The sequence below is a fragment of the Humitalea rosea genome, from assembly GCF_003253705.1.
GTDB lineage: Bacteria > Pseudomonadota > Alphaproteobacteria > Acetobacterales > Acetobacteraceae > Humitalea > Humitalea rosea.
Genome location: NZ_QKYU01000007.1, coordinates 68197 through 82988, shown reverse-complemented (window position 1 = coordinate 82988; position 14792 = coordinate 68197). Strand labels below are relative to the sequence as shown.

The 14792-nt window shown below is 72.4% G+C and carries 20 protein-coding genes; 8 read left to right on the top strand and 12 right to left on the bottom strand.

Annotation, left to right across the window (positions count from 1 at the left end; translation table 11 throughout):
- Window positions 1-28: 28 nt before the first annotated feature.
- The gene (locus C8P66_RS07590; protein ID WP_111397739.1) at window positions 29-607 is read left to right on the top strand and encodes an NAD(P)H-dependent oxidoreductase; all 579 of its coding nucleotides are present in this window, start codon (window positions 29-31) and stop codon (window positions 605-607) included.
- Between the two features lie 12 nt (window positions 608-619).
- Here C8P66_RS07590 and C8P66_RS07585 read toward each other — a convergent pair whose 3' ends face one another.
- Window positions 620-1378, bottom strand: coding sequence for a class I SAM-dependent methyltransferase (locus C8P66_RS07585; RefSeq protein ID WP_111397641.1), 759 nt, complete (start codon window positions 1376-1378; stop codon window positions 620-622).
- 47 nt (window positions 1379-1425) lie between these two features.
- Here C8P66_RS07585 and gloB point away from each other — a divergent pair, with 47 nt between their 5' ends.
- From gloB to C8P66_RS07555, 6 genes are all read left to right on the top strand, one after another.
- Window positions 1426-2154, top strand: a complete 729-nt coding sequence (gloB, locus tag C8P66_RS07580) for a hydroxyacylglutathione hydrolase (RefSeq protein WP_111397640.1) — start codon at window positions 1426-1428, stop codon at window positions 2152-2154.
- Between the two features lie 25 nt (window positions 2155-2179).
- Window positions 2180-2785: a glutathione S-transferase N-terminal domain-containing protein gene (locus tag C8P66_RS07575; protein ID WP_245903299.1), complete on the top strand. Its 606-nt coding sequence runs from the start codon at window positions 2180-2182 to the stop codon at window positions 2783-2785.
- The gene (locus C8P66_RS07570) at window positions 2785-3273 is read left to right on the top strand and encodes a cupin domain-containing protein (protein WP_111397639.1); all 489 of its coding nucleotides are present in this window, start codon (window positions 2785-2787) and stop codon (window positions 3271-3273) included. Before C8P66_RS07575 ends, C8P66_RS07570 begins: the two co-directional genes overlap by 1 nt.
- 10 nt (window positions 3274-3283) lie before the next feature.
- The gene (locus C8P66_RS07565; protein WP_111397638.1) at window positions 3284-3892 is read left to right on the top strand and encodes a class I SAM-dependent methyltransferase; all 609 of its coding nucleotides are present in this window, start codon (window positions 3284-3286) and stop codon (window positions 3890-3892) included.
- Between the two features lie 64 nt (window positions 3893-3956).
- Window positions 3957-5138 (top strand): MFS transporter, encoded by a 1182-nt coding sequence (locus C8P66_RS07560; RefSeq protein WP_111397637.1) that lies wholly within the window; start codon window positions 3957-3959, stop codon window positions 5136-5138.
- A 115-nt stretch (window positions 5139-5253) separates the two neighbouring features.
- Window positions 5254-6408, top strand: coding sequence for an aminotransferase class V-fold PLP-dependent enzyme (locus C8P66_RS07555; protein ID WP_111397636.1), 1155 nt, complete (start codon window positions 5254-5256; stop codon window positions 6406-6408).
- Here the strand turns inward: C8P66_RS07555 and C8P66_RS07550 are convergent.
- From C8P66_RS07550 to C8P66_RS07535, 4 genes are read right to left on the bottom strand one after another with little or no spacing between them, the layout of a single operon-like run.
- Complete coding sequence (locus C8P66_RS07550) at window positions 6383-7252, bottom strand: hypothetical protein (RefSeq protein WP_111397635.1); 870 nt, start codon at window positions 7250-7252, stop codon at window positions 6383-6385. The two genes, C8P66_RS07555 and C8P66_RS07550, sit on opposite strands and share 26 nt — an antisense overlap.
- Window positions 7249-7665, bottom strand: coding sequence for a DUF6524 family protein (locus tag C8P66_RS07545; protein WP_111397634.1), 417 nt, complete (start codon window positions 7663-7665; stop codon window positions 7249-7251). Before C8P66_RS07545 ends, C8P66_RS07550 begins: the two co-directional genes overlap by 4 nt.
- Window positions 7662-8213 (bottom strand): hypothetical protein, encoded by a 552-nt coding sequence (locus C8P66_RS07540; RefSeq protein ID WP_111397633.1) that lies wholly within the window; start codon window positions 8211-8213, stop codon window positions 7662-7664. Before C8P66_RS07540 ends, C8P66_RS07545 begins: the two co-directional genes overlap by 4 nt.
- Before the next feature lie 3 nt (window positions 8214-8216).
- A complete protein-coding gene (locus C8P66_RS07535; protein WP_111397632.1) occupies window positions 8217-9176 on the bottom strand; it encodes a hypothetical protein in 960 nt (319 codons plus the stop codon).
- Between the two features lie 66 nt (window positions 9177-9242).
- On the opposite strand from C8P66_RS07535, the gene C8P66_RS07530 reads away from it, so the two are divergent.
- Window positions 9243-9836 (top strand): hypothetical protein, encoded by a 594-nt coding sequence (locus C8P66_RS07530; protein WP_111397631.1) that lies wholly within the window; start codon window positions 9243-9245, stop codon window positions 9834-9836.
- A gap of 5 nt (window positions 9837-9841) precedes the next feature.
- Here the strand turns inward: C8P66_RS07530 and C8P66_RS07525 are convergent, their stop codons facing one another.
- From C8P66_RS07525 to C8P66_RS23505, 7 genes are all read right to left on the bottom strand, one after another.
- Entirely contained in the window at window positions 9842-10642 is an 801-nt protein-coding gene (locus tag C8P66_RS07525) for a bestrophin-like domain (RefSeq protein WP_158537143.1), read from the bottom strand.
- 31 nt (window positions 10643-10673) lie between these two features.
- Window positions 10674-10964 (bottom strand): hypothetical protein, encoded by a 291-nt coding sequence (locus C8P66_RS07520; RefSeq protein WP_111397629.1) that lies wholly within the window; start codon window positions 10962-10964, stop codon window positions 10674-10676.
- Between the two features lie 32 nt (window positions 10965-10996).
- Window positions 10997-11431, bottom strand: coding sequence for a hypothetical protein (locus C8P66_RS07515; RefSeq protein WP_146422752.1), 435 nt, complete (start codon window positions 11429-11431; stop codon window positions 10997-10999).
- A 65-nt stretch (window positions 11432-11496) separates the two neighbouring features.
- Entirely contained in the window at window positions 11497-12180 is a 684-nt protein-coding gene (locus C8P66_RS07510; RefSeq protein ID WP_111397627.1) for a hypothetical protein, read from the bottom strand.
- Window positions 12181-12245: 65 nt separating this feature from the next.
- Window positions 12246-13352, bottom strand: coding sequence for a PstS family phosphate ABC transporter substrate-binding protein (locus C8P66_RS07505; RefSeq protein WP_158537142.1), 1107 nt, complete (start codon window positions 13350-13352; stop codon window positions 12246-12248).
- An 11-nt stretch (window positions 13353-13363) separates the two neighbouring features.
- Window positions 13364-14182 carry a hypothetical protein gene (locus C8P66_RS07500; protein ID WP_111397625.1) on the bottom strand — a complete coding sequence of 273 codons (819 nt, stop codon included), beginning with the start codon at window positions 14180-14182 and terminating at the stop codon, window positions 13364-13366.
- A 182-nt stretch (window positions 14183-14364) separates the two neighbouring features.
- On the bottom strand, window positions 14365-14772 hold the full coding sequence (locus tag C8P66_RS23505) for a hypothetical protein (protein ID WP_146422749.1): 408 nt from the start codon (window positions 14770-14772) through the stop codon (window positions 14365-14367).
- Window positions 14773-14792 lie beyond the last annotated feature (20 nt).

Genomic DNA, 14792 nt, shown 5'->3' with positions numbered 1-14792 from the left:
GACCCCGGCGCCGCGCTCATCCTGCCGCATGCGCCGCATCCTCATCATCCAGGGCCACCCCGATCCCGTGCCAGGGCGCCTGTGTTGCGCCTTGGCCGAGGCCTATGCGGCCGGCGCGATCGAGGCCGGGCATCAGGTCGCGCGCCTCACCGTCGCCGAGCTTGACCTGCCGCTCCTGCGATCACCGGAGGAGTTCCAGACCACCTCCCCCTCCCCCACCGTGCTGGCGGTGCAGGCGGCGCTACGGGACGCCGAGCATTGGGTGCTGATCTACCCGCTCTGGCTGGGCGGCATGCCGGCCCTGCTGAAGGGAGTCCTGGAGCAGGCCTTGCGACCGGGCTTCGCCTTCAAGCCCGATGCCGGCCTGTCCGGCGGCTTGCTGGGCGGGCGTTCGGCGCGGGTGGTCGTGACCATGGGGATGCCGGCCTTCGTCTTCCGCTGGTGGTTCGGGGCCGCGAGCCTCAAGGCGCTGCGGCGGAACATCTTCAGCTTCATCGGCATCCGCGCGGTGCGGGAGACGGTGATCGGCGGCGCCGGCGAAGTGAAACCCGCAACGGCCGCCAGGCATCTTGCCGCCATGCGGGCCCTGGGCGCCGCGGCACGGTAACGGCCCCGACGCCTAGCCCTCGGAAGCCTCGCCCCGGGAGACCTCACCCCGAGAAATTGGCCGCCGCGGCGCCCCCGCGCCCACCTCCACCACGACCCGCCGCACCACCTTCTCCCCCGCCGGCAGCCCGGCCCAGACCGATTTGCGCGCCTCCATGATCGCCACCCCGGCGAAGCGCGGCGCCAGGGCCCGCCCCAGCGCCTCCCACACCCGCGCGCCGCGCAGCAGCGGCCGCCAGCCGAAGGGCGGGATGAACAAGGCGGTGTCGCGGCGCTCCACCTCGAACAGATGCCGCGTCAGCAACCGGGACAATTGCCCGGACGAATAGGGGCGGCCATGGCCGAAGGGGGTGTGCTCCATATGCGCCCACATGCCGCGGCGATTGGGGGCCACGACCAGCAACCGCCCGTCCTCGGCCAGCACCCGCCAGATCTCGCGCATGGCGCGGCGGACATCCTCCGACGCCTCCAGCCCATGCACCATCACCACGCGGTCGAAGGCCCGGTCGGCGAAGGGCAGCCGCACCTCATCCGCCCAGACCGCCCCTGGCCCGCGCGGCGCATCGCCCAGATGGGCCGGCACCAGGGCGATGCAGCGTTCGGCGCCATCCCGCCACAGCCCCATGTAGGGCGAGGTCCAGCCGATCCCGAGCACCCGCTCGCCCTTGGCCGAGGGCCAGATCGCCGCCAGCCGCGCCCGCAGCAGGCGCGCCGCCACCCGCCCCGCGGGGGTCGCATAAAAACCCGGCAGCCCGTGGACCTCGTCACCCATGGCGCCGATATAGGCGCAAACCCCACAGCATCGAAGGAGCCAGCCGAATGACCGTCCGTGTCGAGGCCATTCCCTGCCTGTCCGACAATTATGCCTGGCTGCTGACCGACGAGGCGACCGGGACCGTCGCCCTCTGCGACCCCGGCGAGGCCGCCCCCTGCCTCGCCGCCATCCAGGCCGCCGGCGGGCGGCTGGATATGGTCCTGCTGACCCACCACCATGGCGACCATGTCGATGGCGTGGCCGAGGTCGTGGCCCGCACCGGCGCCCGCGTCATCGGCGCCAAGGCCGACGCCCATCGCCTGCCGAAGCTCGACCAGGCGGTGAGCCCGGGCGACACCCTGGCCATCGGGGCGGCCACCGCCCAGGTGCTGGACAGCCCCGGCCATACCCTCGGCCACATCGCCTTCCACGTGCCGGAGGCGAGCGCGGTGCTCTGCGGCGACACGCTCTTCGCCACCGGCTGCGGGCGCCTGCTGGAGGGCACGCCCGCCGACATGTTCGCCGCCCTCGCCACACTGGCGAAGCTGCCGGCGGAGACGCTGGTCTGCTGCGGCCATGAATACACCGAGAGCAACATCCGCTTCGCTTTGACGGTCGAGCCGGAGAATGCCGCGCTGCGCGCCTGGGCCGCCAAGGCCGCCGCCCTGCGCGCCGAGGGCAAGCCGACGGTGCCGACCACCATCGGACATGAACTTGCGACCAACCCCTTCATGCGGGCCGGTGACGTCGCTACCCTGGCGGAACGACGCCGGGGCAAAGACAATTTTCGCTGACCCTCTTCCAAGGACCGACACCCACATGCCGATGACCCTGCACCACTCTCCCGCCAGCCCCTTCGTGCGCAAGGTGATGGCCGTGGCCATCATCCGTGGCCTCGACGGCCAGATTGAGACCGTCGCGACCAACCCGCACGTCTCGCCCGAGGATCTGCTGGCGGTCAATCCGCTGTCCAAGATCCCCTGCCTGGTGCTGGAGGATGGCACCGCCGTCTTCGACAGCGCGGTGATCTGCGACGTGCTGGACCGGATGGGCGACGCGCCCCCGCTGATCCCGGCCAGCGGCAAGGAGCGGACCAAGGTGCTGGTGCTGGAAGCCCTGGCCGATGGCATCATGGACGCCGCCGTGGCGCGCCGCGGCCTCATCGGCCTGCCGATGGACGAGGGCCGCACCCGCGCCGACAGCCGCTACAAGGCCGCCGTGCAGCGCGGGCTGGCGGCGATCGAGCCGGGCAGCCTGTCCGAACTGCATGACCTCGGCGCCATCTCGGTCGCCTGCGCCCTCGGCTACCTGGACTTCCGCTTCCCGCACGAGCCCTGGCGCGAGGCCCATCCCGCCCTGGCCACCTGGTACGAGGCGGTGGACGTGCTGCCGGCGCTTTCGGCAACGCGCCCGCCGGCGGCCTGATGCGCCTGCCCGACCTCCGCGATCCGGGGCTGGACCCACGCGTCCTCATCGAGGCGCTGGAACTGGCCCCGCATCCGGAGGGCGGGCATTTCCGTGAAACCTGGCGCGACCGCCCCGCCGGCGGCGAGCGCGGCGTCGGCACCAGCATCCTGTTCCTGCTGATGGCCGACGAAATCAGCCACTGGCACCGCGTCGACGCGGCCGAGGGCTGGCACTGGCATGCGGGGGCGGCGCTGGACCTGTCGCTCTCGCGCGACGGGCGGGCGGTGACCGCGCTGATCCTCGGCCCCGACCTCGGGGCCGCGGAACAGCCCTTCGCGATGGTGCCCGCCGGCTGCTGGCAGGGCGCGCGGTCGCGCGGCGCCTGGACCCTGGTCGGCTGCACCGTCAGCCCCGCCTTCGACTTCGCGGGCTTCGAGATGGCCCCGCCGGGCTGGGCCCCGGCCCCCCCGCCCCGGGGCGGCCGCCGCAGGAGTGATCCGGCATGAGCAACGCCCGATGAGTGACGCCGGCGCCTGGGACCGACGCTATGCCGTGCCCGAATTCCTGTTCGGCACCGAGCCCAACCTCTACCTCCGCAGCCTGACCCACCGGCTGCGGCCGGGGATGCGGGCGCTGGCGATCGGCGATGGCGAGGGGCGCAATGCCGCCTGGCTCGCCGGGCTGGGGCTGGAGGTCACCGCCGTGGACTGGTCGGCCGAGGGCCAGGCCAAGGCCGCGGCACTGGCCGCGTCGCGCGGGGTCGCCCCCCGCTTCGTGCAAGCGGACCTGACCCTGTGGGACTGGCCCGTTGGCGCCTTCGATCTGCTCGCCTGGGTTTTCGTGCATCTGCCGCCGGCCGATCGCGCCGTGGCCGCGGCCGGGGCCGCCGCCGCCTTGGCCCCCGGCGGGCTGCTGGCGCTGGAGGGGTTTTCCCCCGCCGGCACCGGCCGCCGTGCCGGTGGGCCGAAGGATGCGAGCCTGCTCTGGACCCGGGCCGAGGTGGAACGCCTCTTCCCCGGGCTTGAGGTGCTGGAGCTGCTGGAGGGCGCCGTGCTGCTGGATGAGGGGCCGAAGCACCAGGGCCTGGCCGAGGTCGTCCGCGCCCTGCTGCGCCGCCCGGGCTGACGCGGCGGATCCGCGCGGCGGGCAGATGGACGGCGGCTTATGCTGCGGTGCAAGATCGGCGGTGATGGCGCAACTCCACCCTGACCGCCCGCAGACGGAGCTGGATTCGCGCCAGCTCGTCACGCGGCTCCTGCTGGCATTCGGTCTCGGGGCCTATGCCTCGGCGCTCGGCACCCGGCTCCTCGATCCGATGATGACCCTGATCGGGACGGATTTCCTCGCCGAGCCGCGCCAGACCGCGCTGCTCGCCTCCGCCTTCGCCCTGCCCTATGCGCTGATCCAGCCGGTGCTGGGGCCGATCGGGGACGCGCTCGGCAAACGCCGGGTGGTGGGCTGGTCACTGCTCGGGCTGGCGGTCTCGGCCCTGCTCTGCGCCCTGGCGCCGAGCTTCTGGTGGCTGTTTGCCGCGCGCATCCTGGCCGGGCTGACCGCCGGCGGCACCATGCCGCTGACCCTCGCGGTCTTCGGCGATTCGGTGCCGCTGGTGCGCCGCCAGGTCGCGATCAGCCGCCTGCTGATGTTCGCCATCGCGGGCCAGGTTTCGGGCGGCGCGCTGGCGGGGGTGCTGGCGCCGCTGCTCGGCTGGCGCGGGGTGCTGGCGCTGTCCGCACTCACCGCGCTGGCGGGGTGGTTCGCCGCGCGCGGCGGCCCGGCCGAACCGCGACTGCCGCTGAACTTCGGCCAGAGCTTCCGCCGCACCGGCACGATCCTGGCGAATCCGGCGGCGCGGCTGCTGTTCGGCGCCGTGTTCATCGAAGGCTGCCTGATCTTCGGCCTCTTCCCCTATCTCGGCCCCTTGCTGGTGGAACGCGGCCTCGGCGGCGCCACCCAGGCGGGGCTGTCCATCGCGAGCTTCGGCCTTGGCGGCTTCCTCTACACGCTGCTGGCCGGGATCATCCTGCGCGCCATCGGCCAGTCCGGCCTCATCCGCCTCGGCGCGATCTGCGTCGCGGCCGGGCTGCTGTCGGTCGGGCTGGCGAGCACGCTGCCGATGGTGCCGGCAGGAACGATCCTGATGGGCTTCGGCTTCTTCGCCGTGCATGGCTCGATCCAGACCCGGGTGACCGAGGTCGCACCCCATGCGCGCGGCAGCGCGGTGTCGATGCATGCCTTCTGGTTCTTCCTCGGCCAGAGCATCGGCCCGCTCGCCTTCGGCCTGCTCGCGGCACCGGCGGGGGTGCTGCCGGCGGTGGTGCTCTGCGGCGCCGGGATTCTCGGCCTCGGCTTCTATCTGGCGCGGCGCTGAGGCTGGCGCGGCGCTGAGGCGTCAGGCCCCGGCCCGGCGCAGCACCCCATCCGGGCCGAGAGTTGATCCCGCCGCCGGATGCGGCACTGTGCCGGCATCAGGCAAGGACCGCGCCATGCTGCCCTCCCAGCGTGCCCTCTTCGACATCCCGCGTGAGGTCTCCTACCTCGACGCCGCCTCCGCGAGTCCGCTGCCGCTCGCGGTGCGCGACGCGGGGCTGATCGGGGCGCGACGCAAGGTGCAGCCCTGGACGCTGGACCCGGCCCGGCCCGCGGTGCTGTTCGCGCGGGCGCGGGCGGCGGCGGCGCTGATCGGGGCCGAGGCCGTGGACATCGCGCTGATCCCCTCGATCAGCTACGGCATCGCCACCGCCGCGAAGATCCTGCCGGTGCCACGCGGCAGCCGCGTGCTGGTGCTGCATGAGGATCACGCCTCGCCGGTCCTGGAATGGGAGTCGCGCGCCGAGGCGCGGGGCTTCACGGTCGAGGCGGTGATGCCCGACCCCGCGGGTGACTGGACGGCCATGGTGCTGGCGGCGATCGCGCGGCCGGGCGCGGCCCCGGTCGCGCTGGCCTCGATCTCCACGGTGCATTGGGCGGATGGCGGGATGCTCGACATGGCCGCCATCGCCGTGGCGCTGCGCGCGGCGGGGGCCTTGCTGGTCGTCGATGCGACCCAGGCCGCCGGCGCGGTCGCGATCGACGTGCGTGGGCTGGACCCGGATGTGCTGGTCTTCCCGACCTACAAATGGGTGCTCGGCCCCTATGGGCGCGCCTTCCTCTACATCGCCCGGCGCCACCAGGGCGGTGTGCCGCTGGAGCAGACGGCGCATGGCCGCCGCGCCGTCACCGCCGAACGCGCGCCCTACTTCGCTGACACGGCCTACATCGATGGCGCGAGGCGCTTCGACATGGGCGAGCGCGACCACTACATCGGCATGGAGATGGCCGCGATCGGGATGGAGATGATGGCCGGCTGGGGCACCAGCGCGATCACCCAGCGGCTCGGCGCGCTGACCTCACGCTTGCAGGCGGGGCTGGCCGACAGCGGCGCCCGCATGCTGCCGGCCAGGCTGCGCGCGCCGCATATCCTGAGCCTGGGCTTTCCCCATGGCCTGCCAAGCGGGTTGATGGAACGGCTGGAGGCCGATGGCGTACATGTCGCGGCCCGGCTCGGGCGGCTGCGGATCAGCCCGCATGTCTACAATGACGAGGCGGATGTCGATCGCTTCCTGCAAAGCTTCCTCACGGCGACGACGCGCCGCGACTGACGTCGAACCAGCGCGTCGAGCGGAACAGCGGCCAGCCCTCCGGCCGCGGCGCCAGCCCTTCGGCCGCGGCGATGCTGGTGGCGCGGGCCTGGGATTCGGCCGGGGTGGTGCCGGGGCCGGCGAGGCGCCGGTACAGCCGCGCCGCCTCCCCCACCGCCTGCCGCCCGATCCGGCCACGGCCGTCCTGGCGGGAGCGCAGGAAGGCCGCGACATCCTGTGCGGCCGGAGGCGCGCCGCGTTCGGCGGCCAGCACCTGGCGCACCTCCTCGGCCGACAGCCCGTAGCGGGTGACGCCTTGGGTCAGCACATCGGGGCTGCCCGCGGTGCCATCCCGCGCGCGCAGCCGCACCAGCTCGGCGAAGCCGGCCCGTGCCGCCGGTGGCGCCACCGCCTCGGCCACCAGCGGGCCGCGCGGCGCGCAGACGGCGCAGGGCAGGATGCTCACCCGCCCGTCCAGCTCCATCAGCTTGGTCTCGATCCGCATGTCCGGATGCCGCGCGCGCACCGCCTCGGCGGCGCGGGCCAGGACATCGGCGTGCAGCCGTTCCTCCTCGGCCGCATCGGCGAAGGGGCGGCCGAGATGCTGCGCCATGGCGCCGCAGTCGCGGTGGTTCAGCAGGGTCACGCGCGTCACGCCATGCAACTGGCGGGAGGCGGCCAGATTCTCCCAGATCGTCGCGGCCCATGCGGCGCGGGCCGGGTCCGCCAGCGCCAGCGCGGCGCCGGCGACGCGCATCTCGCTGTAGCGCTCGCCCCGGCCGATGGCGGCGAAATACATGCCGCTGTCGTCGATCAGCCGGGGGTCGATGCAGGCCAGCAGGAAGGTCTCGGCCTTTTGGGTCAATGGGGAACCTCCTCGACATGGGCGATGCCGGTCAGGCGATGCATGATCGAGCTGTAGATGAGCCCCGAGGTCAGGATGACCGCGAGGCAGACCAGCAGCCCGAGCAGCAGCGTGTCGCCATCGGTCAGATCGGCGGCACCGACCTGCCAGAGCAGCGCCAGCGCGCAGAGGCACAGCAGCAGCACAAAGGTGATCCCGCGCGGCCGCAGCACGGCGAGCACCGTCTTCCACAGCACCATATGCACGCCGGCGAGCATGAGCCCGACCGCGAGCTTGGCCAGCCCGTCCTCCAGACCGGCCGTCAGCCAGTGCCAGTAGGAATAGCCGCTTGGGTTGTAGAGCGAGAAGACCGCGAAGAGGCTGAACAGCATCCGCGCCGCCACCGGCTTCCAGTCGTAGCGGACGGTGCTCACGGCACCAGGCGCCGCATCGCGAGATCGGCGAGCAGGGCTGCCTCCGCCTCCAGCCGCAGCCGCGCGCGCGCGGCCTCGCGCCAGGCATCGAGCGTCGGCTCCGGCGGCAGGCCGGCCAGGGCGGCGGCGGCCGGGGCAAGGCCGCCCGCCTCCATATGCGCCTGCGCCACGACGGCGGCGATCAGCGCCGGGCTGTCGAGCCCGCCGCTGACACCGGCGCCGAGGCGCATCACGCGGGCGAGGAACAGCCCGAGGCCGCCCTCGACCCCCACCTCGGCCGCCACCGCGGCATCGAGGGCGGCGGGCAGCGTTGCCGCCAGCATCCGCCGGTTGGGCACCCCCACCGCCGCCAGATCGCCAAGGCGGCCGAGCACGGCCTGGATCTCCGCATCCTCCCCCGCCATCCGCCCGGCCAGGGCGAGGCTGCGGGGGAAGGGCGCGGGGCGGGCGAGCTGCGGCAGCAGCATCTCGATCCCGGCGGCGGCCATGATCGGATCCGCCAGGGCCGGGCCGGCCAGCAACAGGACAAGGGCAAGGGCGCCGCGCATGGCTCAGACGCACCCCGCCCTGGGCAGGGCCCCGAGCGCCGCCCGTCGCGCGGCCAGCACCGCATCGACGGCGGCATTGCCGCTGGCGAGGAAGCCGGCCTCGGCCGTGGTGATCGCCGCCATTGCATTGGCCTCGAAGGCGTCGCGGTTGATGGCGGCATCGACGCGGTTGATGATCCAGTCCAGGCCCCAGGACAGGCCGATGCCGCCCGCGACGCCGGCGACCACCCCCGGCGTCCCCGCCAGCGCATAGCCGAAGACGCCGGCGGTGGTGACGATGGACCCCGCCTCGCTGACCCGCACCGCCAGCACGCCGAGCCGCGAGGCGAGCGGGCGCACCGAGCGCAGGAACACGGTTTCGGTGTCGATCACCGGATGGAACAGCGTGTCGGCATCATGCGGCACGGCGGCGATGATCTCGGGGGCCAGCGGCGGCAGCGCCGTCGCCCCGGGGATGGTGGCGGCTAGTTCGGCCAGCAGCATGCGATGTTCCTCCTCCAGCATGGCAGCGATATGCGCGAGATCGGCGGCGAGGCCGCCGCCGTCCATCGCCGGGCGCGTCACCTGTTCGTCGAAGTTCTCCCGGATCGGGCCGGCGAGGCGATGGGCGAATTCATCGACGGTCGGCAGCCGCCCCGGCGTCACCGCCGCCTCCCCCGCCCCGCGCAGCGCCTGGGCGAGGATGCGGTAGGAGGTGAGGTAGCTCTGCACCCAGTCGTAGGCCCAGTCGCTGAAGCCGGGCACGCGCAGCCGGGCGACGCCGAAGCGCTGGGTCGCGGAATCCTGGAACATGGTGGCGGCGAAGCGGCGCATCCGCGCGCCGCCCGCATCGTAGCGCGCCATCGCCTCGGCCGGGCAGACGAGCGGCGGCGGCGGCGGCACCATGCCGCCCGCCTGGCCCGGATGGCGCAGCAGCAGCGGGCCGATGACGGCGATGGTCAGGCCGGTGCCGAACCAGATCATGCGGCCTCGCCGCCACAGCGGCTCCGTGGCAAGTCTGTCCCGAAGCGGCGCGGGGGATGGCAGGGGATGGGGGGCTTCGAGGTCTGGCCGGTGCTGGTCGATGGCATGGCGGCCCTGCTCGCCTTCGCTCTGGCCTTCGGGATGCTGCGCCTCGGCGCCTTCCAATACGGCACGCTCGCCCCGCATGGCGCGGAGGCGACGCCCGTGCTGCACATGCTCGGGCTGGTCGCGGGGGCGCTCGGCGGGGTGGGGCTGCTGTTGCCCGATGCGGGCCTGTTCCGCGCCGGCGAGATCTTCGCCACCGACGGCGCCTGGAGCATCGGCCTGCCCGTCTTCCTGGAGCGCCACGCGCTGCCGGCGATGGCGACGCTGCGCGCGGCGGCCGATGGGCTGCAAGGCAAGGCCGGCGTGCTCGCGTTGCTGACCGGCTGGGGCGCGATCCTGGTGCTGGGCGCGGCGATTATCATGGCCCGGCGCCTCTGGCCCGGCTGGCGGGCGGCCGGCGCGGTCTGCCTGCTCGCCGTCTGGATCGCGGTGATCCTGCACTACGCGGCACATCTGCTGGCCTGGAGCCTGGCGCAGCTCAACATCTGGGTGCTGCCGCTGCTGCTGCTGCTGTTCCAGCGCTGGCGCTATGCAGCACCCGCCACTGGGCACTGAGACGCTCATTCGACGCGCATCAATTGCAGGAAGGGCCGCGCCGACAGCAGCGCCGGATCGCCGATGAAGGGGAAGGCGAGCTTGATCGACACCGCGAGCACGCTGCCGACAATCAGCGCGACGAAGCCCCCCATGGCGTAATGCACCGCCGCGGTCGAACTGCCGAAGAACCATTGGAAGGCCAGGATCGCCACCGACAGGATCAGGATCAAGGCCCAGATCAGCCCGCCGATGGTGCGCGACATCACCGACAGCCGCGCGATCCGCCCCTCGGCGACCTGGGCGACCCAGCCGATGGTGTTCTGCGCCAGGGCCTGCTGCGCCTGGGTCACCGGCTCGGGGTCGAAGAAGGCGCGGGTGAGGCGGCCGAAGGCGGCGTCGGATTCCGAAAGCCCTGACCCTGACTGCATGTTCTCCCAATCGCGTTCCACCACCGCGGCGGCGTAGCCGCGGATCGAGGCATACATCTCCCCCCGCGCCGGCCCCTGTTCGGGCAGGCTGTAGCTCGGCACGCTGAGCGCCAGCATGTAGAGCCCGCCCACTTCCTTTTGCAGCGTGTCGCGGGCCGTCTGGTAGATGTCCCAGGCGCCGACCAAAGTGAGGGCGGCGACGACGGCATAGACCTCGACGATGAAGCCGTATTTCGTGGCGCCCACCACCGCATTCGCCGACAGTTCCTGCGGCGTGAACACCGACTGGATGATGTGGCCGCAGGCGAGCGCCAACAGCAGCGGCACGCCCAGCATGGCCAGGATCATCAGGGGCAGTGGCAGCACCGCCAGGAATTGGGTGATCGCCGGATCCATTTTGGTATCCCCGCGCTGTCTTGCCGTTGCGTCAGTCGAGATCGTCGAGATCGTGCTGATGCACGTAGTTGCCGACCGCGAGACCGGCCGCGGCCCCCACCGCCGCCGCCAGCGCGCCGCCATTGATCAGCACCGAGCCCAGCACCGCGCCGCCGAACATGCCGATGCCGAGGGCCATCGCATGCGAGGCCGTGGGGGCCGCGGCCATGGCCTGCTCCATCAGCGTGGCGCCATGGGGCACCGTGCCAGGGGCGGTCTGGGCCAGCGCCGGCGTGGCGGCCAGGCCCAGGGCAAGAATGGCGGGCAACAGGCGTGCGTTCATCGCAGGTTTCCTTTTGGGGGGTGTTGAAGGCATCACGCCTCGATCGCCCGATACCAGCGGCGGGTCGGCACGATCCGTCCCTGGCGTCGCGGCGCGATTTCGTTTTCTTCCATCAGGCGCTTGACGCGTTTCTGGCCATCGGCCTCGGTCAGCGCGGCACCCGTGCGGGCGCGGTAGAAGGCGACGACCTTGCGGAAGTCGTCGCGCGCGACACGGCCCTGCCGGTCGCCAAGGGTTTTCAGCAGCTGCACGGTGGGCCGGTCGAGCTCCCGCGCCAGCACCACGCCGAGCGCCTCGGCGCTGGTGCGGATGGTCGCCTGCGCCTCCTCCAGCGAGAGGCTGTAGCGGGTGACCGCGTCTTCCAGGAGCTTGGTCTCCTGCTCCCGGTCGAGGAACCTGCGGCCCTGGAGATGGAGCTTCACCAACTCGGCAAAGCGGCCCCGCACGGCGCTGTCGGTCATCGTCATGGCAAACCTTTTCTGGCGTTGGCCCGTCACGATTTTCGTGACGGCGACAGGGAAGAAGGAGGGGGCTAGTGCTGGATTTCGTAGACGGCCGGGCGGATCTGCGCCGGACCCGGCGCGCGTTGCTCGAAGCCCTGGTTGCTCGGGCTCATGGTCTGCAAGCGCTGGTTCAGCCGGTCGATGGAGCGCAGGATGCGGCTGGCCTCCTGCCCAAGCGGCGGATCGACCGGGGAGAGCGTGAACTTCACATAGGGCAGCGGCATCAAGGTGACCTGCAGCTTGTCCACGCCGAAGCCGCCGATCTCATTGGCATCGAGGATCCCGGACACGATCGCCCGCTGTATCACCGCGATCGGCCCACCATGGCGGCGCGCATGGCGATCGAGGCTGCGCAACAGGAATTCACGATCGGCCTCGGACAATTCGCGCGACTGGCCGAACACCAGCGTCAGCCCGGGGATCAGGCCAACGGTGCTTTCGATCTCCTTCAGCTTGAAGCCGGCGATGTCCATCAGCCAGGTGAAGTCGTCGGTCTGGTTGGTCTGGTTCTGGCGAATGGCATAGCCCATCGAGCCGGTGCCGAAGCCGATCGAGTCGATCACCCCGCTCCAGATCCGCTCCAGCCGGTCACCCAGGCTTTCGGCGGCGGGCAGGTCCTGTAGCGGCACCGCGACCGGCCCCGGCGAGGCGGACAGGCTCTGGGCCGCGGCGGGCCAGGGCCCGGCGATCCAGGCGGTGGTCAGGAGAAGCAAGGCTGCGACACGCAAGGTTCGGCGCGGAGGGGTCATGGGGGTCGTCTCCCTGGGAAGCTGCGGCATCAGTGCGACATCCGTTCGAGGCGGTCGGCGATGCGCCGCTGCGCGGTGCGCTCCACCGGCGGCAAGGGCACCAGACCGCCGAGCACCAACTGTCCGCCCGGCCCGCTCACGGCTTCCGACACGGCCTCCATCGCGAATTCGCGGATGCCGCGCACGACGCCACCGCCGCGCTGGCTGCGCGCATGCTGTCGCTTCACGTAGAGGTAGACGCGGTTCACCGCCTCATAATCCAGGTTCGCGATGCTGGTCGCGGTGGGGATCACCCCGTTCAGCCGCAGCGGCACCAGATTGCCGCCGCTGTCCTGCAACTGGCCGAAGGTGATGACGCCGATCGTGCCAGGCTCGGCCTGCAACAACGCACCGGGAACCTCGCCGCCACGCCGCTCCACCACCCGGCCGTCGTTGCGCAGCGTGGTGCATTTGCCGACGCGGTAGGAGGCATCGAAGATCAGCCGCAGCGCCGAGACATCGCGGCAACCGGCCTCCATGATGAAGCTGTTGAAGCGGGGGCGCGCGGAGGCGTCACCATCGGGGATGATCATCCGGACCGGCGTGTCCGGCAGGCCCTGCCCGATCTGGGACCAGGTGGCGACGCGGTTGACGGCGAATTCCTCGCCCTCCGGCTTCTCGGCGCGCATCGCCTCATAGACCTGGTGCGGCGTCAGCGCGGCCAGCGCATCGCCCCGGCGCACCGCCAGCACCACCGCGCTGAAGCCCAGATGCAGCTCCACGATCTCGGTCACGCCATTGGCGGCGCAGGCATCGATCACCGCGCGCGGCATCTGCCGTGTCAGCACCGCGACATCCGGCGCGGTCGGGCCGAGGCCCGAGCAGAAGGCCTGCGCGACCATCCCCGCGGCGAGCAGCTCCACCCGGGGTGCAACGGCATCGCTGTAGCGTTCGGTGAAGCTGCGCGAGAGCGTCGTGGCCAGCAGACGGGACGTGCCGGGCGCCACGACGAACACCGCTTCCCGGGGGCGCGGGCGCGAGATCTGCGACGGCACCGGATCGCCGAAGACCTGGGCCAGCGTCTGGGTCTGCGCCTGGGCGCCGCCGCCCGCCAGAACCGCCGCCGTGGCCAGCAGCATTGCGCGGACCCTATTCATGCCGATGCTCCTCATCCGGTCCTCCCAGGGCGCGCCAATGCGCGCAGCAGCGTTTCGTTGATGGCCTGTTCGACCGAGAGCCGCGCCCGCGCCTGCGCCATCCAGCCGGCCAGCATCGGCTGCACGCTGGCATCGAGCGTGGTGGCATCGGCGACGGCGGCGGCCAGATGTCCGCGGGCGAGCGATTGCAGGATCTCGGTCACCGCCTGGCGCGGCGCGCTGACCGGCGGCGGGCGGACCAGGCCGATCGAGGACAGCGCCCCGCGCGACCAGTCCAGCAGCCGCCAGCCCTCGACCGGGGCCCGTGCCAGCAGGTCGGGGCTCAGCGCCTCGAAGGTCTCGCGCAATTCCCAGACGGTCGGCAGGCCGCGCCCGGCGTGGCTGGCCAGCACCTCGGCCAAGGGGGCGGGCAGCGACTGCGGCGGCGCGTTTTCGCGCAGCACCTGCAATTCGCGGGTGAAGGGGCGGGGCGTGGCCAGCGCCGCCTGCAAGGTCAGCGCGGCGGCGACGAAGCGATCCGAGCGCGGGGCCGCCAGCGCCTCGTTCAACGCGGCCTCGCGCAATTCGGCCAGGATACGGGCGGCGGTGGGCTCGAAGCTGGCGAAGCTTTCCTCCAGATGCGCCATGCGCTGGGCCAGCACCACCTGCTCGGCGGCGGAGGGAGGCGTGGCGATGGGGGCGGCGGAGCCGCGCGCCGTGCCGGACAGCACCAGCGCGGTCCCACCCAGCCCGCAGGCCAGTGCCACCAGCGACCAGACGGCGGCCGGGGGCATCCCCCGCGTGGCGGCCGCGAACCAGCCGGGCGGCGGCGCCGGCGCGGCATGGCGCATCTGCGCGGAAGTGTGCCGAGGTGAGCGCAAGGCAGCCGCAGCCTCCGGTCCGTCCTCGCCACGCAGGGTGGCGGGGATCGCAGCGCCTGGGTCGGACGGCGCCTCCGCGTCCGGGGGGTGGCGCGGGCTGGGCCCGCCGTCCTCGAACAGCGGTGTTATCGCGCCGCGAGCCTAACGAAACGTCACCGGGACGAGAGTTCGTGCCCCGGTGTCGCAAGCGCCGCCACCTGGGCCTCGATCCGGGCCATCATCGCCAGCAGCGGGCGATTGTCGGCGAGGCTCAGCAGGAAGGCGTTCTCGGCGAAGGCGTCGCGCAGGTAATGCCCGGTCGGCGCGGGGCAGCCGGCATAGGTGAAGCGCAGGAATTGCACGAGCAGCAGCGAGCGGACGAAATGCACCCCGGTCAGCGCCCGCAGCGGGATCGTCGTCTCCATCTCCCGCTCCAGATGGTGCAAGATGTTGAGTCCGGCGAAGAACAGCCCGATGCGCTCGATCCGCAGATGCTCGGGATAGAGCAGCAGCAGCCCCCCCATCCCCGCCAGCCGCGCCAGCGGGGCCGGGCCATGCGGGGCTGGGCCATGCGCGGTCACGCCCGGCGGGCCGGGGTGGC